The 18,860-nt window shown below is 64.6% G+C and carries 20 protein-coding genes; 5 read left to right on the forward strand and 15 right to left on the reverse strand.

The annotated features are described in order from the left end of the window. The first annotated feature begins 64 nt into the window (after nucleotides 1-64). Both TGR7_RS03495 and TGR7_RS03500 read left to right on the forward strand, forming a co-directional pair. On the forward strand, nucleotides 65-1,489 hold the full coding sequence (locus TGR7_RS03495) for a glycoside hydrolase 100 family protein (protein ID WP_012637287.1): 1,425 nt from the start codon (nucleotides 65-67) through the stop codon (nucleotides 1,487-1,489). Beyond that, nucleotides 1,486-3,654: an HAD-IIB family hydrolase gene (locus TGR7_RS03500; protein ID WP_012637288.1), complete on the forward strand. Its 2,169-nt coding sequence runs from the start codon at nucleotides 1,486-1,488 to the stop codon at nucleotides 3,652-3,654. Before TGR7_RS03495 ends, TGR7_RS03500 begins: the two co-directional genes overlap by 4 nt. A 101-nt stretch (nucleotides 3,655-3,755) precedes the next feature. On the opposite strand, the gene TGR7_RS03505 is transcribed toward TGR7_RS03500, so the two are convergent. From TGR7_RS03505 to TGR7_RS03525, 5 genes are all read right to left on the reverse strand, one after another. Further along, a complete protein-coding gene (locus tag TGR7_RS03505) occupies nucleotides 3,756-3,941 on the reverse strand; it encodes a hypothetical protein (protein ID WP_012637289.1) in 186 nt (61 codons plus the stop codon). 5 nt (nucleotides 3,942-3,946) lie between these two features. Next, nucleotides 3,947-4,264, reverse strand: coding sequence for a BolA family protein (locus TGR7_RS03510; protein ID WP_012637290.1), 318 nt, complete (start codon nucleotides 4,262-4,264; stop codon nucleotides 3,947-3,949). A 245-nt stretch (nucleotides 4,265-4,509) separates the two neighbouring features. Beyond that, the gene (locus tag TGR7_RS03515; RefSeq protein WP_012637291.1) at nucleotides 4,510-4,731 is read right to left on the reverse strand and encodes a hypothetical protein; all 222 of its coding nucleotides are present in this window, start codon (nucleotides 4,729-4,731) and stop codon (nucleotides 4,510-4,512) included. A 68-nt stretch (nucleotides 4,732-4,799) separates the two neighbouring features. Next, nucleotides 4,800-6,674: a methyl-accepting chemotaxis protein gene (locus tag TGR7_RS03520; RefSeq protein ID WP_012637292.1), complete on the reverse strand. Its 1,875-nt coding sequence runs from the start codon at nucleotides 6,672-6,674 to the stop codon at nucleotides 4,800-4,802. Nucleotides 6,675-6,920: 246 nt separating this feature from the next. Next, nucleotides 6,921-7,349 (reverse strand): rhodanese-like domain-containing protein, encoded by a 429-nt coding sequence (locus tag TGR7_RS03525; RefSeq protein ID WP_012637293.1) that lies wholly within the window; start codon nucleotides 7,347-7,349, stop codon nucleotides 6,921-6,923. A gap of 344 nt (nucleotides 7,350-7,693) precedes the next feature. Here TGR7_RS03525 and pepN point away from each other — a divergent pair, with 344 nt between their 5' ends. Continuing rightward, the gene (gene pepN / locus TGR7_RS03530; RefSeq protein WP_012637294.1) at nucleotides 7,694-10,342 is read left to right on the forward strand and encodes an aminopeptidase N; all 2,649 of its coding nucleotides are present in this window, start codon (nucleotides 7,694-7,696) and stop codon (nucleotides 10,340-10,342) included. 58 nt (nucleotides 10,343-10,400) lie between these two features. On the opposite strand, the gene TGR7_RS16730 is transcribed toward pepN, so the two are convergent. The 3 genes from TGR7_RS16730 to TGR7_RS03545 form a co-directional block, all read right to left on the reverse strand. Further along, complete coding sequence (locus TGR7_RS16730) at nucleotides 10,401-10,946, reverse strand: TIGR02444 family protein (RefSeq protein WP_012637295.1); 546 nt, start codon at nucleotides 10,944-10,946, stop codon at nucleotides 10,401-10,403. Nucleotides 10,947-11,005: 59 nt separating this feature from the next. Continuing rightward, the gene (locus TGR7_RS03540) at nucleotides 11,006-11,224 is read right to left on the reverse strand and encodes a hypothetical protein (RefSeq protein ID WP_012637296.1); all 219 of its coding nucleotides are present in this window, start codon (nucleotides 11,222-11,224) and stop codon (nucleotides 11,006-11,008) included. A gap of 74 nt (nucleotides 11,225-11,298) precedes the next feature. Continuing rightward, nucleotides 11,299-11,526, reverse strand: coding sequence for a hypothetical protein (locus tag TGR7_RS03545; RefSeq protein ID WP_012637297.1), 228 nt, complete (start codon nucleotides 11,524-11,526; stop codon nucleotides 11,299-11,301). A 164-nt stretch (nucleotides 11,527-11,690) separates the two neighbouring features. Between TGR7_RS03545 and TGR7_RS03550 the strand changes: the two genes are divergently transcribed. Both TGR7_RS03550 and TGR7_RS03555 read left to right on the forward strand, forming a co-directional pair. Continuing rightward, nucleotides 11,691-12,587 carry a formylglycine-generating enzyme family protein gene (locus TGR7_RS03550; RefSeq protein ID WP_012637298.1) on the forward strand — a complete coding sequence of 299 codons (897 nt, stop codon included), beginning with the start codon at nucleotides 11,691-11,693 and terminating at the stop codon, nucleotides 12,585-12,587. A gap of 27 nt (nucleotides 12,588-12,614) precedes the next feature. Continuing rightward, entirely contained in the window at nucleotides 12,615-13,727 is a 1,113-nt protein-coding gene (locus TGR7_RS03555) for a GGDEF domain-containing protein (protein ID WP_012637299.1), read from the forward strand. Between the two features lie 176 nt (nucleotides 13,728-13,903). Here TGR7_RS03555 and TGR7_RS03560 read toward each other — a convergent pair whose 3' ends face one another. From TGR7_RS03560 to TGR7_RS03590, 7 genes are read right to left on the reverse strand one after another with little or no spacing between them, the layout of a single operon-like run. Further along, complete coding sequence (locus TGR7_RS03560) at nucleotides 13,904-14,173, reverse strand: HPr family phosphocarrier protein (RefSeq protein ID WP_012637300.1); 270 nt, start codon at nucleotides 14,171-14,173, stop codon at nucleotides 13,904-13,906. Next, a complete protein-coding gene (locus TGR7_RS03565) occupies nucleotides 14,173-14,568 on the reverse strand; it encodes a PTS sugar transporter subunit IIA (protein ID WP_012637301.1) in 396 nt (131 codons plus the stop codon). The genes TGR7_RS03560 and TGR7_RS03565 overlap by 1 nt, the downstream gene beginning before the upstream one ends. A 28-nt stretch (nucleotides 14,569-14,596) precedes the next feature. Beyond that, a complete protein-coding gene (rapZ, locus tag TGR7_RS03570; protein ID WP_012637302.1) occupies nucleotides 14,597-15,457 on the reverse strand; it encodes an RNase adapter RapZ in 861 nt (286 codons plus the stop codon). After that, entirely contained in the window at nucleotides 15,454-16,401 is a 948-nt protein-coding gene (gene hprK / locus TGR7_RS03575; RefSeq protein WP_012637303.1) for an HPr(Ser) kinase/phosphatase, read from the reverse strand. The genes rapZ and hprK overlap by 4 nt, the downstream gene beginning before the upstream one ends. After that, the gene (locus tag TGR7_RS03580; protein ID WP_012637304.1) at nucleotides 16,398-16,874 is read right to left on the reverse strand and encodes a PTS sugar transporter subunit IIA; all 477 of its coding nucleotides are present in this window, start codon (nucleotides 16,872-16,874) and stop codon (nucleotides 16,398-16,400) included. Before TGR7_RS03580 ends, hprK begins: the two co-directional genes overlap by 4 nt. Before the next feature lie 9 nt (nucleotides 16,875-16,883). Continuing rightward, complete coding sequence (gene hpf, locus TGR7_RS03585) at nucleotides 16,884-17,207, reverse strand: ribosome hibernation-promoting factor, HPF/YfiA family (protein ID WP_012637305.1); 324 nt, start codon at nucleotides 17,205-17,207, stop codon at nucleotides 16,884-16,886. A 40-nt stretch (nucleotides 17,208-17,247) separates the two neighbouring features. Continuing rightward, on the reverse strand, nucleotides 17,248-18,774 hold the full coding sequence (locus TGR7_RS03590; protein WP_012637306.1) for an RNA polymerase factor sigma-54: 1,527 nt from the start codon (nucleotides 18,772-18,774) through the stop codon (nucleotides 17,248-17,250). Between the last annotated feature and the right edge of the window lie 86 nt (nucleotides 18,775-18,860).

The raw sequence follows: 18,860 nt of genomic DNA on the forward strand, positions 1-18,860 counted from the left end.
GATTCATCCTTCAACCTTCAACCTTCATCCTTCCAAGGTGTCTCCCCCGCCCCGATCCGTTACCATGGGGCAGAACTTCCGTAGCCATTCGTCTATCTCCAGGGAAACCGGTGTGACCGACCCCATTGCTTCCGCCTACCGGCTGCTCGAGGCCTCTCTCGTGCATTATCACGGCCGGGCGGTGGGTACCATCGCCAGCCTCGACGCCCATGCGCCGGCTGACAACTACTCCGACTGCTTCATTCGCGACTTCGTGCCCTCCGCCCTGGTGTTCCTGCTGGATGGTCGCCCCGAGATCGTGCGCAATTTCCTCGGGATCGTGCTGCGCCTTCGGGATCAGCAGGAGGAGATGGAGGGTCACCGATCCCTGCCCAAGGTGATGCCCGCCAGTTTCCGGGTCCTGGGTCGGGAAGACGGCAGCGAGGAACTGCACGCGGATTTCGGCGACCGGGCCATCGGCCGGGTGGCGCCGGTGGATTCCATGATGTGGTGGCTGATCCTGCTGCGTGCCTACGTGCGCGCCACCGGCGACAGCGCCTACGCGCGCACGCCCGAGTGTCAGCGGGGCATCCGCATGATCCTCAATATCTGCCTCCAGGACCGCTTCGAGGTGTTTCCCACCCTGTTGGTGCCCGACGGCTCCTTCATGATCGACCGGCGCATGGGTGTGTTCGGTCACCCCCTGGAGATCCAGGCCCTGTTCTTCGGCTCCCTGCAGGCGGGGATTGCCATGCTCGACCCCGCGGATGCGGACAATCAGCAGGTGATCAGGCAGTCGGTCAAGCGGCTCGCGCAACTGACCGAGTACGTGCGCAACTATTACTGGCTGGACCTGGCCAAGCTCAACCACATCCACCGGGCGCGTACGGAGCTGTTTGGCCACGACATCGAGAACACCCTCAACATCTACCCCGAGAGCATTCCCGACTGGGTCACCGACTGGCTCCCGGAGGAGGCCGGCTACCTGGTGGGCAACCTGGGGCCGGGGCGCATGGACTTTCGCTTCTTCTCTTTCGGCAACCTGCTCGCGGTGCTGTTCGGCCTGGCCGACGAACGCCAGTCCGGTCACATCGTGGACGTGTTCCAGAAACGCTGGGATGACCTGGTGGGCATGATGCCGGTGAAGATCTGCTATCCCGCCATGGAGGGGGAGGAGTGGCGTCTGCTCACCGGCTCCGATCCCAAGAACATCCCCTGGTCCTACCACAACGGGGGGAACTGGCCGGCCCTTCTGTGGGCGCTGGTGGCAGCGGCGCTGCGCACCGGGCGCACAGACATGGCCGAGCGGGTTCAGCAGGTGGCCATGCATCGCCTGGCCCGGGATGGATGGCCTGAATACTACGACGGGCGCAACGGCCGGCTTATCGGCCGACGTGCCAATTACAATCAGACCTGGTCCGCGGCGGCACTGATCCTGGCACAGAAGTTCATCGAGGATCCCGGTCGTCTGGACCTGTTGCGACTGGAGGATAGGGAAGAAACGGCATGAAAAAGACCCAGAGCAAGGCACGTCGGGGTGAGGGCCTGTACATCGTCCTGATCAGCGTGCATGGACTGATTCGCGGCGAGCAACTGGAGCTGGGCCGCGATGCGGATACCGGCGGGCAGACCAAGTACGTGGTTGAGCTGGCCCGGGCCCTGGCGGCCCATCCCGAGGTGGGCCGGGTGGATCTGCTTACCCGCCAGGTGATCGACAGCAAGGTCTCCGATGATTACGCCAGGCCCGAGGAATCCCTGGGGGACAACGCCTGGATCATCCGTCTGCCCTGCGGACCGCGCCGTTACCTGCGCAAGGAAACCCTCTGGCCCTATCTGGACTGCTTTGCCGATAACGCCCTGGGTCACGTGCGCCAGGTGGGCCTGATGCCGGACGTGATCCACAGCCACTACGCCGATGCGGGCCATGTGGGCACACGGCTGGCCAACCTCCTGGGTGTCCCCCTGGTACACACTGGCCATTCCCTGGGGCGGGTCAAGCGGGAACGTCTGCTGGAGAAGGGCCTCAAGGATGAAGACATCGAGTCCCGCTACGCCATGTCCCGGCGCATCGAGGCCGAGGAAGAGACCTTGGGCAACGCCTACATGGTGGTGGCCAGCACCCAGCAGGAAGTGGAGGAGCAATACGCCCTCTACGACCACTACCGGCCCGAACGCATGGTGGTGGTGCCGCCGGGTACCGACCTGGGACGCTTCTCCCCGCCCAGACCCCGGGAACGCCGGCCGGCCGTCTGGCAGGAACTGGCCCGGTTTCTGAAAAAGCCCGACCTGCCCATGGTGCTGGCCCTGTCCCGCCCGGATGAGCGCAAGAACATCCCCACCCTGGTAGAGGCCTTCGCCGGTCATGAGCAACTGCGCAGTCATGCCAACCTGGTGATCATCGCCGGCAACCGCGACGTGATCCGCGACCTGGACAAGGGCTCCCGGGAGGTGCTCACCGAGGTGCTCATGCGCATCGATGAGTTCGATCTTTATGGACAGGTGGCCTACCCCAAACACCACAACGCCGATGATGTGCCGGACTTCTACCGCCTGGTGGCACGCACCCGGGGCGTATTCGTCAACCCGGCACTCACCGAACCCTTTGGGCTGACCCTGATCGAGGCCGCCGCCTGTGGCGCCCCCATCGTCGCCACCCGGGACGGCGGTCCCCATGACATCGTTCGGCATTGCCATAACGGCACCCTCGTGGACCCCCTGGACGCCAGGGCCATGGGCGAGGCCATCTGGGCCATCGTCAACGACCGGGAGAAATGGAAGAAACTCTCCGACAGTGGCCTCAAGGGCGTGCGCAAGCACTACGCCTGGGAGGGGCATGCGCAGAAGTACGTCAAACAGGTGAAGTCCCTGCGTCGGGAGGCAAGCCGCATCCGGCGTGGTCAGCAGCGCCTGTCAGGCAAGCTGGCCAAGGCGGACCGGGCCATCATCTCGGATATCGACAACACCCTGCTGGGTGATCGCAACAGCCTGCGTGCCCTGGTGCAGCGCATCAAGGACGAAGGTCAGGGGGTCGCCTTCGGCATCGCCACCGGCCGGCGTCTGGATTCCGCCTTGCAGGTGCTCAAGGAATGGGGCGTGCCAACACCCGACCTGCTCATTACCTCGGTGGGTTCGGAGATTCATTATGGTCCCGAGATCACCCAGGATCGGGGCTGGGAACAGCACATCGACCATCGCTGGGACCCGGACGGGCTCAGGGAGCAGTTGCTGGATCTTCCGGGCGTCGAGCTGCAGCCCAAGGTGGATCAGCGGCGCCACAAGCTCAGTTTCTTCGTGGACCCGGAGAAGGCGCCCTCCATGCAGGAGATTGAACGCCTGCTGCATCAGCAGGACCTGCATGCCAACATCATCTACTCCCACGATCGCTTCCTGGACCTGCTGCCTTCCCGTGCCTCCAAGGGCTTCGCCGTGCGCTACTTCGCCGACAAGTGGGGCATCGAGCTGCAGCGCATCCTGGTGGCGGGGGACTCAGGCAACGACGAGGACATGCTGCGCGGCAGCACGCTGGGCGTGGTGGTGGGCAACCACCATCCGGAACTGCGGCGTCTGAAGGGTTTCCAGCGTATCTACTTCGCCGAAAGCGGCCATGCGGGCGGCATCAGCGAGGGAATGGATCACTTTGACTTCTTCGGCAAATGCGACGTGCCGGGTGAATAACGTTTAAAGCCTGTTAACCACGAAGCTCACGAAGAGCACGAAGCTTCTTGTTGAAAAATACCTTCGTGGCCTTCGTGAGCTTCGTGGTTAATGTATTCAGGTCAGGTGCGCCGGCTACGCGTCTCGCCGCAGCGGGCGCAACGCTCGATGGTCACCAGGCGTCCCTGTTTGACGTCGAATCGGTTTTCCGTGAGCACTTCCCATTTGTGAAAGTTGGAGCGGCACAGGGTCTTGCCCTTGTGCTTGTCCGAGGCCTTGGGTCGCTTGAAGCGGACCACGTCTCCCATGGGGTTCAGCCGCCCTTGGATCCGCCCAGGCAGGGGGGCGAGTCGGGGACCTTGCCGGCGCGCGCGAACCATTCATCCGGCGTGAGGGTGTGCAGGGCCAGGGCGTGGATGCGTCCGGCCAGCTCTTCGGCCAGCACGGTGTTCACCTTGCGGTGGCGCCCCACCAGCCGTTCGCCCTCGAAGGCCTGGCTGGCGATGGTGACCTTGAAGTGGGATTCCGAGCCGGGCGGCACGTTGTGATTGGCACTCTCGTTCTCCACTTCCAGGTGAACGGGGTCGAAGGCCTCGCGCAGCTTGCGCTCGATGTCGGTCTGGATGTTCATGCTTGGCTGGATTCCTTAATTGTCCGCAGAGAACTGATAGCAATCGACAGGATGAACAGGATTTTTTTGGATTAACAGGATGAGAAGAAAAGATTCCGTTCTTTCAAGGATTGAATCCTGTACATCCGAAAAACCCCTGTTCATCCTGTCCGATTGCTTTTCCTCTGTGCCTGCACGGCAGAAGTCGCACAGCCATCTTCGCCGCCGCAGGCCGTGGTTTCAAGCACACGACTCGCGGGGTTGTGTCAGCGGCGCAGTTCGTTGTCGCGGTAGTGGACGTCCAGCCAGCAGCGGGGCAGAGATTCGCCGGAGGGGAAGATCATGTCGGCCTTGGCGAAGGCCTCGGGTTCCGGGAGTTCTTCGCCCCAGTTGTAGCGGCCCTTGAAGCGGGCCTGGGCGGGGTCCATCAGGGACGCGCTGTCGATCACTTCTACCAGATGGCCGTTATTGCGGTCTTTGACGAACATGGGGACCTCCCCGGATTCGGTGTGTCTACCCGGAGTATGGTCCCCAGCAGGTATTTTTCAACAGGACATCAGGTGCGGAAATGTCCGGCGAGCTGCTGCAACCTGAGGGCCAGCTGGGCCAGTTCTTCGGAGGCGTTGGCGGTCTGCAGGGCGCCTGCGCTGGTCTCCTCGGCCACGTGGTTGATGGTAACCACGCTCTGGTTCATGTTGTCGGCCACGGCGCTTTGTTCCTCTGCGGCGCTGGCGATCTGGTGGTTCATGTCGGTGATGGTGTCCACGGCGGCACGGATCCGCGTGAGTGATTCTCCGGCCAGGGCGGCCTCTTCCACCGTCTTCTGGGCCTTGCTGCGTCCACCTTCCATGGCCTTGACCGCCTCCCCGGCACCCCCCTGGAGCTGTTCGATGATGCGCTGGATCTCCTGGGTGGAATCCTGGGTGCGGGTGGCCAGGGTGCGCACCTCGTCGGCCACTACGGCGAAGCCGCGGCCCTGTTCGCCGGCCCGGGCCGCCTCGATGGCGGCATTGAGGGCCAGCAGGTTGGTCTGTTCGGCGATGCCGCGGATCACGTCCAGCACCACGCGGATGTTGTCGGTGTCGCTCTCCAGGCGGTGAATGACCTGGGCGGTCTCCTCCACGGAACTGGCCAGGTCCTCGATGGCACCGATGGTCTGGCGCACGACCTTCTCGCCGCTGGATGATTCGTCCTTGGCTGAGTTGGCTGAGTCGGCGGCCTCGTTGGCGTTGCGGGCCACATCCTGGGTGGTCTGGCTCATCTCGGTCATGGCGGTGGCCAGCAGTTCGATTTCACTGCGCTGGCGCTGGATGCCGGCACTGGTCTCCTGGGTGGTGGCGGACATCTGTTCCGCCGCCGCCGCCACCTGGCCGGTGGCCGCATTGACCTCGTTGATCATGTCCCGCAGGCGCAGGAGCATGGTGCGCATGGCGGTCATCAGGCGCCCGGTCTCATCGCGCCGGTTCACTTCGGGCAGGTCGTGGGTCAGATCGCCCTGTGCGATGGCGTCCAGGGTGTCCACGGCGGCCAGCAGGGGGGCGAAGGCCCGGTGGGTGTACCAGTAGATGAGCAGACCCAGGACCAGGATCACCACCACGGTGATGACGATGGCCATGAGATTGATGCGCGATTGCTGAGAGAAGCTTTCGGTGAAGTCGTTGACACTCACCAGGTGGGCCAGGGGCTGGCCGTCCGGGGCGTTGATGGGGCGCACCAACACCGAGTAGCCGAATCCGTCGTGGTGGGCCCGGGTGACCAGTTCGCTGCCCAGGGCCGGCAGCTCAAGGCCCAGGCTCCCATAGAACTGTTCGTCCTCGTCGGTGGAGTATTCCGTGCCCTGACGGGGGCTGACCACGTAGTTGTGGGATTCATCGGCGGCAGACAGGTCGGCCAGGGCCGTGTCCAGGGTGCGCATGAATACACCGGCGCCCGCCAGCTGGCCGCGCTGGTACATGGGGAAGGCCAGCACCGAGACCAGGGTGCCGTCCTCGTCCCGCTGGACCCCCTGTACCACGGCGCGTTCTTCGAGGGCCTGTGCAACCAGGGATTTGCGGGTCTCGCCACTGAACTCGCCGGGGGCGGAGAACAGGATCTGGCCCCGGGTGTCGGTGAGCTGCAGGCGGGAGATGGTCTCGGAGGCGCTCAGGCGGTTGAAGGTGGGCCGGGCGTTGTCGGCCAGGGCGGCGCGGTCGCCGGAGGCCATGGCCGCCAGGGTGTTGCGGTCCCGGGTCAGGCCCTGCATGCCGGTGCGCATGCGTTCCATCTCGGTACGGATGATCTTCTCCCAGAGCTGGGATTTGCTGCTCATCACCAGTGATTCGAAACGCTGCTCCGCCTCGTTCTGGGCCATGCGGGCGGTGCTGATCAGGGCGATGGAGGCAAACAGCAGGGCACCCAGGGCCAGCAACGTCAGTCGCATCTTGAGAGACATGATCTACTCCTCTGAGAAATCCGGTCGGGCAGCTCGGTCCGTGGCGGCCGGCCTGGTTTTTTTATCGTTATCCTGGCTAAAGAGTCGGCTGGTGGCCTGAAAACTTGAGCGTTCCAGGGCCTGGGCCATGAAAAATCATAACAGGCATAAAAAAGGGCGCGCAGGGACCGTGTATTGCTTCGGCCGTGCGCGCCCCGGGTAAGACCGGATCACCCGGCGGGCGACCCGACAAGACCCTCGCAGGTCTTACTCCACCGGGTAGCCGGCGTCACGCCAGGAGGGGAAGCCCAGGCGGTAGTAGTGGACATTGGTGAAACCCCATTCCACGGCACGCTCGGAGGCGGCAGCGGTGCGCCAGCAGCTGGTGCTGTTGCAGTAGAACACCACCTCGGTGTCCTTGGCACCGATGAGTTCCAGCAGGGACTGCTCGGTGATCTTGCTCTTGGACTGGTCGCGTTCCACGGTCAGGTTCTCGGCGCCGGGGATACGGCCTGCCTCGAAGTCGGAGCTGGTGCGCACGTCCACGAAGATCACGCCGCGGTCGAACAGGGCCTTGGCGTCAGCGGGGCTGACGTAGGTGGTGCCGGGCACCGTCTCGGGGGAGGCGTAGTTGGCCAGGGCGGCGAAGGGCAGCAGGCACAGGAGCATCAGGCTCAGTCGGGACATCAGTTTCATGGGTGTTCTCCAATCGGTTGTACGGGTAATTATTATTTTTTGTGGTGCGTTCAGGGAATTGTCAGTCAATCACCCTTTTCATGCGGCTTATCTACAAGACCTCTGCGGCCTTGGTAACAAGACTAGTTGAATGGGATTGGCTTGGAAATGTGATCCATGCACGGTTAGAGGCGTGTTTTCTACCGTTTGTCAGGGATGTCCTGTCCGCGGTGCGTAAACGCCGATAGACGGTCCTCCTTGTGATTGAGGGCCGTATTGGCCAGCCCATGCTCCGGGCGCTATGATCGGGGGCCGCCAACCCGGTGCGTGTGTCTATGCCCGCGCCCCCGTCAGGATCACCCTCCATGAAAGACGCTGCCCCCCGCACCATTCACCTCAAGGACTATGCCGCCCCTGTCTGGCGGGTGAGCGCGGTGGCCCTGGATTTTCATCTGGATCCGGCCCAGACCCGGGTGCGTTCGCGTCTGTCCCTGGAGCGGGCCGGCGGGAGTGCCGGGCAGCCCCTGATGCTCAACGGTCAGGACGTGAAATTGCTGTCCCTGGCCGTGGACGGCCGCCCCCTGGACGCCCGGGCCTGGCGCATCGAGGGTGAGCAGCTGTGGATCCAGGGCCTGCCCGACCGCTGCGAGTTGGAGATTCAGACCCTCATCCACCCGGATCAGAACACCGCCCTGGAAGGCCTGTACGTCTCCGGCGGCAACTTCTGTACCCAGTGCGAGGCGGAGGGTTTTCGGCGCATCACCTGGTTCCCGGACCGTCCCGATGTGATGGCCGAGTACACGGTGCGCCTGGAGGCGGACAGGGCCGCCTTCCCGGTGCTGCTGTCCAACGGCAATCTCATTGACTCCGGCGACCTGTCCGATGGCCTGCACTATGCCGTCTGGCACGACCCCTACCCCAAGCCCAGTTATCTGTTCGCCCTGGTGGCCGGCGATCTCGCCTGCCAGGAGGACCGTTTCACCACAGCCTCCGGGCGCGAGGTGGACCTGCGCATCTACGTGCAGCGCCACAACCTGGACAAGTGTGACCACGCCATGGGTTCGCTGATCAAGTCCATGCGCTGGGACGAGCAGGTGTTCGGCCGGGAATACGACCTGGACGTCTACATGATCGTGGCGGTGGATGACTTCAACATGGGCGCCATGGAGAACAAGGGGCTCAACGTCTTTAATTCCAAGTACGTGCTGGCGCGCCAGGATACGGCCACCGACGAGGACTTCGTGGCCATCGAGAGCGTCATTGCCCACGAGTATTTCCACAACTGGTCGGGCAACCGCATCACCTGTCGCGACTGGTTCCAGCTCTCCCTCAAGGAAGGTCTCACGGTGTTCAGGGATCAGGAATTCACCGCGGATCAGAGCCTGCGGGCGGTCAAGCGCATCGATGACGTACAGCGTCTGCGCAGCCTGCAGTTCCCCGAGGACGCCAGCCCCATGGCCCATCCGGTGCGGCCCCAGTCCTACATGGAGATCAACAATTTCTACACCATGACGGTCTACGAGAAGGGCGCCGAAGTGGTGCGCATGATCCAGACCCTGCTGGGCCGGGAGGGCTTTCGCCGGGGCATGGACCTGTACTTCGAGCGCCACGACGGCCAGGCGGTGACCACCGATGACTTCGTGCGCGCCATGGAGGACGCCACCGCCCGGGACCTCTCCCAGTTCCGCCGCTGGTACGACCAGGCCGGTACGCCGGTGATCGAGGCGGCCGGGGACTACGACGCCGCCAATCACCGCTATCGGCTCACCCTGCGCCAGTCCACCCCGGCCACCCCCGGGCAGCCGGACAAACTGCCCCTGCACATCCCCCTGGCCATGGCCGTGCTGGACAGCCAGGGGCGCGAGATCCCCCTGCGCCTGGAGGGCGAGGCGAAGACGGCTGGCGGGCAGTCCGGGGAAAGGGTCCTGGAGCTGACCGCGCCGGATCACGTGTTCGTGTTCGAGAATGTGCCCGAGGCGCCGGTGCCCTCGCTGCTGCGCAACTTCTCCGCGCCGGTGAAGCTGCGCTTTGCGTACACCGACGAGCAGCTGGCCTTCCTCATGGCCCACGACGGTGACGACTTCAACCGCTGGGAGGCGGGCCAGCAGTATGCAGTGCGCATCCTCCTGGGCCTGGTCAGGGAAATCCAGGCCGGGCGTGCCCTTGAGGCGGACGAACGTTTCGTGGCCTCCGCGGCCAGGGTGCTGCGGGACCCGGATCTGGATCCTGCCCTGGTGGCCGAGGCCCTGAGCCTGCCCGGGGAGAGCTACCTGGCGGAACAGATGGACGCCGTGGACGTGGATGCCATTCACGAAGCCCGAAACTTTCTGCGTCGCAGTCTCGGGGAACAACTGGCCGACGGCTGGCGGGCCATCTACGACCGGTACCGGGACACCGATCCCGCGGACCTGGGCGCCGGTGCCATGGGACGCCGCCGCCTGGCCGGCCTGGCCCTGGGCTACCTGGTGGCTGCGGGACGCAGCGAGGGCCGGGCCCTGGCCTATGCCCGCTTCCGGGAGGCCCGCAATATGACCGAATCCATGGCCGCCCTGCGCGCCCTCATGGACTGCCCCTGCGAGGAGCGCGAGGCGGCCCTGGGCGCCTTCGAGACACGCTGGAAGGAGGAGCCCCTGGTGCTGGACAAGTGGTTCAGTCTGCAGGCGGCCTCCAGCCTGCCCGGTGCCCTTGACCGGGTGAAGCGGCTCATGGACCACCCGGGCTTCAATCTGCGCAATCCCAACCGGGTGCGGGCCCTGATCGGCGCCTTTGCCAGCGCCAACCCGGTGCATTTCCATGCCCTGGATGGATCGGGCTATGACTACCTGGCCGAACAGGTGCTGGCCCTGGATTCGCTCAACCCCCAGGTGGCCGCCCGGCTGGTCAAGGCATTGAGCCGATTCAAACGCTACGACAATGCCCGCCAGAAACGCATGAAGCAGGCGCTCAAGCGCATCGTTGAGACCCACGGCCTGTCCCGGGATGTTTACGAAATCGCCAGTCGCAGCCTGGAGTAAGTAACAGTCCACATGAGCGCCAAAGCCCGGGGCCATGCAGGCCGCGCGCTGCGGTGTTTCAGGAACCCGGGGGTGTCCCGCCCATGGCCTTGTCCCACGCGCCGATGCCCAGGTGGCGGTCCCCGGGACTGACCTTGAGCAGTGCCAGATAGGTATCCAGTGCCTGGTGTGCCAGAGTCGTAGCCTGGGCCGCACCCTGGGTCTGCCTGACGGCGTCAGGCAGCAGCCGGGCCATATATTCCAGTTGAACCCGCTCCGCGGCCAGCTCCGCGGTGAGTATCGCCCCGCGCAGCCGGGCGGCCCGACTGTGCGCCGGGCTCATGGGTTTGAGACGACCCCGCAGTGCACGCAGGGGCATGACAGCACCCTTGCGCCAGGGCTCCAGGGACTGGCGCAGGTCGTCCAGTGCAGGGATGTCGGGGATGGGGCCGCCACGGGCTGCCTGCCAGCACAGAGCGAGTACCAGGGGGATGTCTGCATCGTAGCGGGTCTGCCAGTCCAGGCAGATCTCCCGGATGCCGGGTCGGGCATAGGTCGCGCAGGCAAAGTCCCACAGGCCCGGGATGGCGTGGGGGGGGTCTGGGCTGACGCGTGGCTTGGCCATGGCGCCAGTATAGGGCAGGGGGCGGGAGACCGCGGGTGCCTGCCTCCCGGGGCAAGGGCTCAGTGTCGGTCAAGATCCGTCGGCGGCATGTATTCGTAGCGGATATGCCCGGCCTGCGCCGAGGGTTCCACACCCGCGGCGCGCAGCATTTCCTCCAGTTCCCGCCCCAGGTCGCCCAGTTCCGAGCGGTAGGCGATGAGCCCGTCCAGCAGGTCCCGGGCCTTGGCCAGGCGCGTGCTGATCACCACCTGGTCCCTGTCTTGCCGTTCAATGTGCATGTGCCTGCCTCCTCGCTGCTACCCGGGTTGTTAGCTTGGGCGGGCTTGCCCCGTCCCGGTGGCCGACGCAGCCTTCAGCCCCCCGATGAAGGGGCCTTCGGGGCATGCTGATCGAAGGCATGGGGTGGTTGGCGGAAATGGTTGCGGGAACCGTACCAGGCCTGTTCCAGCAGGCTGGAGAGCTCCAGGCAACCCGTGCGCATGCCGCTGGCCCGGGCATTGATGAGCCGGGCCAGGCGTAAGCCTTCCTCCACATCAAAGCTTAGACTCAGGTGTTCGTCATCCCGTCGTTCCACCTTCATGGGTCACCTCCGTGACATGGGGTGTTCAGTTATCTTGTAGTCCAGGGGTCGGGGGATGACCAGTGAAGCCACCGGGAGACAGGCATTTTTCCACACAGGGACTTGAACCGCCGGCCCCGATGAGCTGTTATGGAGACCTGCGGTTTTCATCGAGGCCAGGTTCCATGTCCCTTGACCCCTCTGCCCGTTACGGAGCAGGCCAGTTTCCCTGCGTCAACGAGCTGGATCACCAGGCCCTGGAGGCACTCCAGGCCGAGGCTGCCCGCAGCGCCGGCGTGGCGACGGGTTTTTCCGACCCCCTGCGCAGTGGCGGTCATGGACCGGCCCTGCAGGTCATCCCGGCGGGCCAGTTCCTCATGGGGTCCAGTCCCCGGGAGTTCGGCCATCAGTCCGCAGAAGCCCCCCAGCGTTATGTGACCCTGACCCGTGCCTACGCCCTGGGCCGCTATGCGGTGACTGCCGAGGAGTTCGCCCGTTTTCAGCAGGCCAGCGGCTGGCGTCCCCGGCGGGATCTGATCTGGGCGCGGGGCCGCTATCCCGTGATCAACATCCGACCGGCCGATGCCCGCGCCTACCTCCAATGGCTGAGCCAGGAGACTGGCCAGCGGTACCGCCTGCCCACGGAGGCCCAGTGGGAGCACGCCGCCCGGGCCGGCAGTGTCAGCCCGTTTGCCTTTGGTGACAGCGTCTCCTGCCGGGAGGTGCACTTCAATGCCCTGTTTCCCTACCAGGAACAACGGGACAAGCGCCGCTGGTATCTGCCCCGTTGCATACCGATGCCCTGGGCGGTGGAGGTGGGCAGCCTGCCGGCCAATCGGTGGGGGCTGCACGAGATGCATGGCAACGTGCAGGAGATGACTGCTACGCCATGGCAGGAAAATCATGGCAGGATGGATGCCTGGGGCGAGGTACCCGGTGATGGGGACAACCCGCGCATCGCGGTGCGCGGTGGTTCCTGGTTCGATCCGGCCGTGGCGGCCCGCAGCGCCGCACGTCGTATGCGTCTGCTGGATGAACTGGATACCAATCTGGGTTTTCGGGTGTTGCGGGAACTGGACTGAGCGGCCAGGCCGCATGGGGAGGGTGGCTTGACGCTGGATCTGCAAAATGAAAATCGCGAGCTGCGCCGGCAGCTGCGTGAATTGCTGAGCGAGGCGCGGGAGAACGAGCGCAAGCTGGACCGTTTCCAGGCCCTGGAACTCAGATTGGTGGCCGCCACCGGTCTGGCGGAGATCATCAGTCTGTTGTCCAGTGCCCTGCCGCGCGCCTCGCGTCTCGATCACATGGGGCTCCTGCTCAGTGATATCAGCGGCGAGATCGGCCTGGAACTGGCCGAGGCGGGCATCATCCCGGTGCCCGGGCAGCTGGAACTCAACCCCCCCGTGCGTCTGCCCACGGGGGTCTACCTGGGCCCCTATGAGCCGCAACGCCATGGCCGCTACTGTGCCGGGCGCACGGACCTTGGCAGTATCGCCATGCTGCCCCTGCGCCGCAGTGCCGACATGCAGTCCGAGCCCCTGGGCACCCTGGTGTTCGGCAGCCGGGATCCGGGGCGCTACGGCCTGGGGGTAGACAGCTTCTTTCTGGAGCGCATGGCGGCCATCACGGCGGTGTGTATCGAGAATGCCCTGAACCTGCGCCGCTTGCGTGAACTGGGTCTGACCGACCCGCTCACGGGCCTGCGCAACCGGCGTTACTTCGACGAGCAGTTGCCCATGGAATGTCAGCGGGCCCGGCGTGAGCAGGGGCCGTTGGCCTGCCTTTTTGTGGACATCGATCGATTCAAGTCCATCAATGATGTCCATGGCCATCCCGCCGGTGACCAGGCCATCCGCGAGGTGGCCCAGCGCATTTCAGCCCATGTGCGTCCCTTTGACCTGCTGGCGCGCTACGGCGGCGAAGAGTTCGTGATCCTGCTCTCCCGACTGGATGCGGCGGCTACCCGGGAGGTGGCCGAGCGGGTGCGTCAGGCGGTGGCCCAGCGGCCGGTAAGTCTGGCGGACGGACCGGAGCTGGAGCTGAGCGTGTCCCTGGGCGGTGCAGTGTGTGCCCGCTGGGATTCACGGGATGAGCCCGAACAGACCGGGCGGCGGCTCATGGAGGCTGCGGATCTGGCCTTGCTGGAGGCCAAGCAGTCGGGACGCAACCGGGTGGTCATGGCCGCAGCACGCACCGGACTGTTCGGACGTATCGGGGGATAGTCGGCCTGGCTCGGGTTAGTGATTAGGCCGTCGCGAGTGGATCGGTCGGGGAGGGTGGCGCAACATCTTGGCCACTTGCCACTTGCCACTTGCCACTTGCCACTTGCCACTTGCCACTTGCCACTTGCCACTTGCCACTTGCCACTTGCCACTTGCCACTTGCCACTGCTTCTCAACTACTCCGCTTCTCCGAAGCGCGAGGCGATCAGCTCGGTGAGTGCATGCACGGCATCCTCGGCGTCCTCGCCGTCAGCGAACAGGCGTACCGTTGAACCCCGGCTGGCGGCCAGCATCATGACACCCATAATGCTCTTGCCGTTGACCCGCCGGGTGCCTTTCTCCAACTCGATCTCGGCGCCGAATTGACTGGCCAGGCTGACGAACTTGGCGGCCGCCCGGGCGTGCATGCCCAAGCGGTTGATGATGGTGACCTCGCGCTCGATCATCAGCACTGGGTCTCGCACAGGACGATACCGTCGTGTCCGCCGCTGATGGCCTTGTTCACCAGTTCATGCAAACGCAGGTTGGGGTAGTTCAGCACCCGTACCAGCATGGGCAGGTTGAGCCCGGCGATCACCTGGGTCTTGGGCAGCTCCAGCAGGCGTGCGGCGATGTTGCTGGGGGTGGAGCCGTACATGTCCGTGAGCACCAGCACGCCCTCGCCCTGGTGAAGCTGGCCGTGATAGTCCCGGGCCCGGGCCAGCAGCTCATCGGGGTCGCCCGCTTGGGAGACCGCGAGGGATTTCACCTCCATGGGCAGCTTGCCGAGCATGGAGCGCGCGGTGCTGATCAGATCCTCTCCGATGCGGTTGTGGGTGATGATAAGCAAACCTACGGTCATGGGATGATCGATCCGTTATGTGCGGATTTCAGGACAGTTCCCGGTGGCGTGTGCTGACGTTCAGGCCTCGGGTTTGACGGAAGTGCGCGGCCAGGCGTTCGGCCAGATAGACGGAGCGGTGCTGGCCCCCGGTACAACCCAGTGACACGGTCATGTAACTGCGATGCTCCGCTTCAAAACAGGGTATCCAGCGTTCCAGGAAATCCCGCAGGCTGTCGAACATCTCCTGTACCACCGCGTGTTCATCGAGATAGGCCCCCACGTCCGGATCTCGCCCGGTCAGGGACCGCAGTCGCGGTTCCCAGTAGGGATTGGGGAGACAGCGTACATCGAAGACGAAATCAGAGTCCACAGGCGAGCCGTGTTTGAATCCGAATGACTGGAACAGCAGGGACAGGGCGTCGCCGCCGGCCTGCTCCACCCGGTCGCGGATCAGGTGGGTGAGCTGGTGGACGTTGGTGCGGGTAGTGTCCAGGGTGAGGTCGGCGCGTACGGCGATGCGGGCCAGCAGGCTGCGTTCCAGGCGCAGGGCCTCCACCAGGGGCATGCCCTTGCGGGCCAGGGGGTGCTTGCGCCGGGTCTCGCTGAAACGGCGCAGCAGGATGTCTTCGTCGGCGCGCAGGAACAGGATTTGCGCCTCCACACCCTGGGCCCGGATCTCCGCCATGATGTCGTCAAAGTGATCCAGCTCCTCCAGGCCGCTGCGCACGTCCACACCCACGGCGGCCAGCTCGTAGAGGGGCATGCGCGGGGCCATGAGCTGGCGAACGAAGGCGGACAGCAGGCCCAGATGCAGATTGTCCACGCAGTAATAGCCTGCGTCTTCCAGGGCGTTGAGTGCCACGGATTTTCCCGAACCGGACAGACCGCTGACGATGATCAGTTTCATGTCTCGCTGTCTCCCATGGCGCGACGCTGGCGCTCGGACAGGTCGTCGCCTGCATAGTAACCCTTGGTGCGCAGCAGATGATTGCGCACCGCGGCTTCCACCATCACGGCCAGGTTGCGCCCCGGCGCCACGGGCAGACTGATGACCGGGATCTCCAGACCCAGGATGGTGCGACTCTGGCGGCCACCGTGCAGCCGGTCCAACTCCTGCTCCTCGCCATTGCCCAGATCGAACAGGCGGATGATGAGTTTCAGGTACTTGCTGTCCTTGATGGCGCTGTCCCCGTACATGGAGCGAATGTTGAGTACCCCCAGGCCACGCACCTCAAGAAAATCCTGCAGCACCGCCGGGCAGGCGCCGCGCAGGGTGTCCGGGGTGATGCGGGCGAATTCAGGGGCATCGTCGGCCACCAGCCGGTGGCCGCGGGTGATCAGTTCCAGGGCCAGTTCGCTCTTGCCCACGCTGCTGTTGCCGGTGAGCAGCAGTCCGATGCCCAGTACCTCCAGGAACACGCCATGGACCGTGATGGTTTCGGCCAGTTTGTTACTGAAGAAGTAGCGCAGGATGTTGATCAGCTCGTGCCCCGGCAGGGGCGTGCGCAGCAGGGCCACGTTACGGGTCTCGGCCTGGGCCTGCAGGGCGAGGGGTGGCTCCAGGGCGTCGGTGACGATGATCATGGCGGCGTGGCCGTCGGTGATCTGTTCCACCAGGTCACGCTGGGAATTCTTGCGCAGCCCCAGGAGATAGTGCATCTCCTCGTTGCCGAGCACCTGGATCTGGTTGGGGTGGATCAGGTTGAGATGTCCCACCAGGGAGGGGGCGGCGTCGGCGCTGGGGTGGCGGGACAGCCGGCGTTCGCTGCCGCGCAGGCCGGCCACCCACTGCAGGCCCAGGCGTTCGTCCATGGCCTCGACCAGAGAGCGAACGCTGAGCCAGTCGCTCATGGGGTGGCGCCGTCTCCGTTGCCGTCCCAATGGCGAACCTGGTCGAGCAGGGTCTCGCCGTCATCGGCCGAGCGCAGGCTCGCCAGGGTGGAGGGGTCTGCGAACATGCGCGCCAGGGTGGCCAGGATCTCCAGGTGCTCGTCGGTGGACTCCTGGGGCACCAGCAGCGCGAACAGCAGGTCCACGGGCTCCCGGTCGGGAGCGTCGTAGTCCACGCCCCGCTCCAGCTTGATGAGTGCGGCCACGGCGTTTTTCACTCCCGCCACGCGACCGTGGGGGATGGCCACTCCATGGCCCAGACCGGTGCTGCCCAGACGTTCACGGGAGATCAGACTTTCGAAGATCTCGCCGCTGCTCAGATCCGGCTGGCTGGTTGAGAGCATCTCGCTCAGGGTTTCCAGCACGCGCTTCTTGCTGCTGATTTCCCCGGTACGGGAGACCCGTTCCGGCGCGAGGAGTTGACCGATATTCATGGGATGAGCTTACTCGCTGTGGTTGCGGTGTGAGCCTTCTGCGCGGTGGTGATCCTTGAGCTTTTCCTTGTGCTTGACCACCTGGCGGTCGAGCTTGTCCACCAGGGCGTCGATGGCGGCATACATGTCCTGATCGGTTGCGTCGGCGAACAGGTTGTTGCCGCTCACCAGCATGGTGGCCTCTGCCTTCTGCTGCAGCTTCTCTACGGTAAGGATCACGTGCACGTCGATGACATTGTCGAAGTGCCGCTCCAGGCGATCGAACTTTTCGTTCACATAGTCGCGCAGGGCAGGGGTGAGATCCACGTGGTGGCCGGTGAGATTGATTTGCATGGAAGACTCCTTTCGTTAAGTGAATATGTTCAGTGGACGTTCAGATGAGCCGCTTGCGCTCGTTGGAAGGTGGTATGGACATGGCCTCACGGTACTTGGCCACGGTGCGCCGCGCCACATGGATGCCCCGGTCCACCAGGATCGAGGCGATCTTGCTGTCACTCATGGGCTTGCCCTGGGGCTCCTCGGCGATGAGCTTCTTGATCATGGCGCGGATCGCCGTGGCGGAGCACTCGCCACCGTCGGCGGTGCCCACGTGGCTTGAAAAGAAATATTTGAATTCGAAAATGCCCCGGGGGGTGTGCATGAATTTCTGCGTGGTCACCCGGGAGATGGTGGACTCATGCATGTCCAGTTGCTCGGCAATATCGCGCAGCACCAGGGGTTTCATGGCCTCTTCGCCCTGTTCCAGGAAGGCGCGCTGCTGTTCGACGATGGCGATGGCCACCCGCAGCAGGGTCTCGTTGCGGCTTTGCAGGCTCTTGATGAACCAGCGTGCCTCCTGCAGCTGGTTGCGCATGTAGACATTATCCTGGCTGGTGTCGGCGCGGCGCACGAAACTGGCGTAGAGCGGATTGACCCGCAGCCGCGGTGCGATGTCCGGGTTCAGCTCCACCTGCCAGCGACCTTCATGCTTGCGCACGAACACATCGGGGACGATGTACTCGGGGTTGATGTTGCTCACCAGGCTGCCAGGGCGTGGATTGAGCCCCTGGATCAGGCCGATGATCTCCTGCAGGTCTGCCTCGCTGACATGCAGGCTGCGCAGCAACTGCTTGTAGTCCCGGGCGCCCAGGCAATCCAGGTGGGAGCGCACCAGCTCCCGGGCCTTGTCCAGCCAGGGGGTGTCGGCGGGCATCTGCTGGAGCTGGATGAGCAGGCATTCGGACAGATCCCGCGCGCCACTGCCCACCGGGTCGAGCTGCTGCACCAGGTGCAGTACCGCCTCGATCTCCTCCAGGGGCAGGTCGATCTCCAGGTCGTTGGACAGGCTGGCCTGGATGGCCTCCAGGGATTCGCTGAGATAGCCGTCCTCGTTGATGGCGTCCACCAGGGTCATGGCGATGACCCGGTCCTCCGGGCTCATGGGGGTGAGATTGAGCTGCCACATGAGATGTTCATGGAGGGACTCGCCGGCGCCACTCTGGTTCTCGAACATGTCCCGGCCGTCGTATTCCGGCATACCGCCGGTGGCGCCCGGCGGGGCTACGTCGTAGATCTCATCCCAGTTGCTGTCCACGGGCAGTTCGTCGGGGATGTCCTCGCCGCGGGCGCGGTCGTCGGCATCTTCCGGGGTGTTGGTGGTTTCGTTGCGATTGTTCTCGGCCTGATTGGTGACCGAGTCGTTGCCGGTCCCCAGGTCCACGGCATCCGCCTCGGCGGATTCACCCTCCCCCTCTGCCTCACCGGCCTCCAGGGCCTCCAGCATCGGATTGGTCTCCAGGGTTTCCTGGATCTGGGTCTGGAGTTCCAGCGTGGAGAGCTGCAACAGGCGGATGGCCTGCTGCAGCTGGGGCGTCATGGTGAGGCTCTGGCCGAGACGCAGCTGGACGGAAGGTTTAAGCATGATTCAGTGTTTGAATGTGGCTGGCAGCCGAAAGGGCGCAGATTCTAAAGCATCCGGCGTGTGTGTGGCAGGTCCGGGCCCGATGG

Origin of the sequence: Thioalkalivibrio sulfidiphilus HL-EbGr7, assembly GCF_000021985.1 — a bacterium.
Taxonomy (GTDB): domain Bacteria; phylum Pseudomonadota; class Gammaproteobacteria; order Ectothiorhodospirales; family Ectothiorhodospiraceae; genus Thioalkalivibrio_A; species Thioalkalivibrio_A sulfidiphilus.

Bases quoted from the DNA above. Each gene is read 5' to 3' on its own strand.
- hprK (WP_012637303.1), bottom strand. From the start codon at position 16,401: ATGAGCGACTGGCTCAGCGTTCGCTCTCTGGTCGAGGCCATGGACGAA.
- TGR7_RS03545 (WP_012637297.1), bottom strand. From the start codon at position 11,526: ATGAAGGTGGAACGACGGGATGACGAACACCTGAGTCTAAGCTTTGAT.
- TGR7_RS16730 (WP_012637295.1), bottom strand. From the start codon at position 10,946: ATGGCCAAGCCACGCGTCAGCCCAGACCCCCCCCACGCCATCCCGGGC.
- TGR7_RS03580 (WP_012637304.1), bottom strand. From the start codon at position 16,874: ATGAATATCGGTCAACTCCTCGCGCCGGAACGGGTCTCCCGTACCGGG.
- TGR7_RS03510 (WP_012637290.1), bottom strand. From the start codon at position 4,264: ATGAACATCCAGACCGACATCGAGCGCAAGCTGCGCGAGGCCTTCGAC.
- TGR7_RS03520 (WP_012637292.1), bottom strand. From the start codon at position 6,674: ATGTCTCTCAAGATGCGACTGACGTTGCTGGCCCTGGGTGCCCTGCTG.
- TGR7_RS03590 (WP_012637306.1), bottom strand. From the start codon at position 18,774: ATGCTTAAACCTTCCGTCCAGCTGCGTCTCGGCCAGAGCCTCACCATG.
- TGR7_RS03560 (WP_012637300.1), bottom strand. From the start codon at position 14,173: ATGATCGAGCGCGAGGTCACCATCATCAACCGCTTGGGCATGCACGCC.
- TGR7_RS03540 (WP_012637296.1), bottom strand. From the start codon at position 11,224: ATGCACATTGAACGGCAAGACAGGGACCAGGTGGTGATCAGCACGCGC.
- TGR7_RS03505 (WP_012637289.1), bottom strand. From the start codon at position 3,941: ATGGGAGACGTGGTCCGCTTCAAGCGACCCAAGGCCTCGGACAAGCAC.
- TGR7_RS03550 (WP_012637298.1), top strand. From the start codon at position 11,691: ATGTCCCTTGACCCCTCTGCCCGTTACGGAGCAGGCCAGTTTCCCTGC.
- rapZ (WP_012637302.1), bottom strand. From the start codon at position 15,457: ATGAAACTGATCATCGTCAGCGGTCTGTCCGGTTCGGGAAAATCCGTG.
- pepN (WP_012637294.1), top strand. From the start codon at position 7,694: ATGAAAGACGCTGCCCCCCGCACCATTCACCTCAAGGACTATGCCGCC.
- TGR7_RS03525 (WP_012637293.1), bottom strand. From the start codon at position 7,349: ATGAAACTGATGTCCCGACTGAGCCTGATGCTCCTGTGCCTGCTGCCC.
- TGR7_RS03495 (WP_012637287.1), top strand. From the start codon at position 65: ATGGGGCAGAACTTCCGTAGCCATTCGTCTATCTCCAGGGAAACCGGT.
- TGR7_RS03515 (WP_012637291.1), bottom strand. From the start codon at position 4,731: ATGTTCGTCAAAGACCGCAATAACGGCCATCTGGTAGAAGTGATCGAC.
- hpf (WP_012637305.1), bottom strand. From the start codon at position 17,207: ATGCAAATCAATCTCACCGGCCACCACGTGGATCTCACCCCTGCCCTG.
- TGR7_RS03500 (WP_012637288.1), top strand. From the start codon at position 1,486: ATGAAAAAGACCCAGAGCAAGGCACGTCGGGGTGAGGGCCTGTACATC.
- TGR7_RS03565 (WP_012637301.1), bottom strand. From the start codon at position 14,568: ATGACCGTAGGTTTGCTTATCATCACCCACAACCGCATCGGAGAGGAT.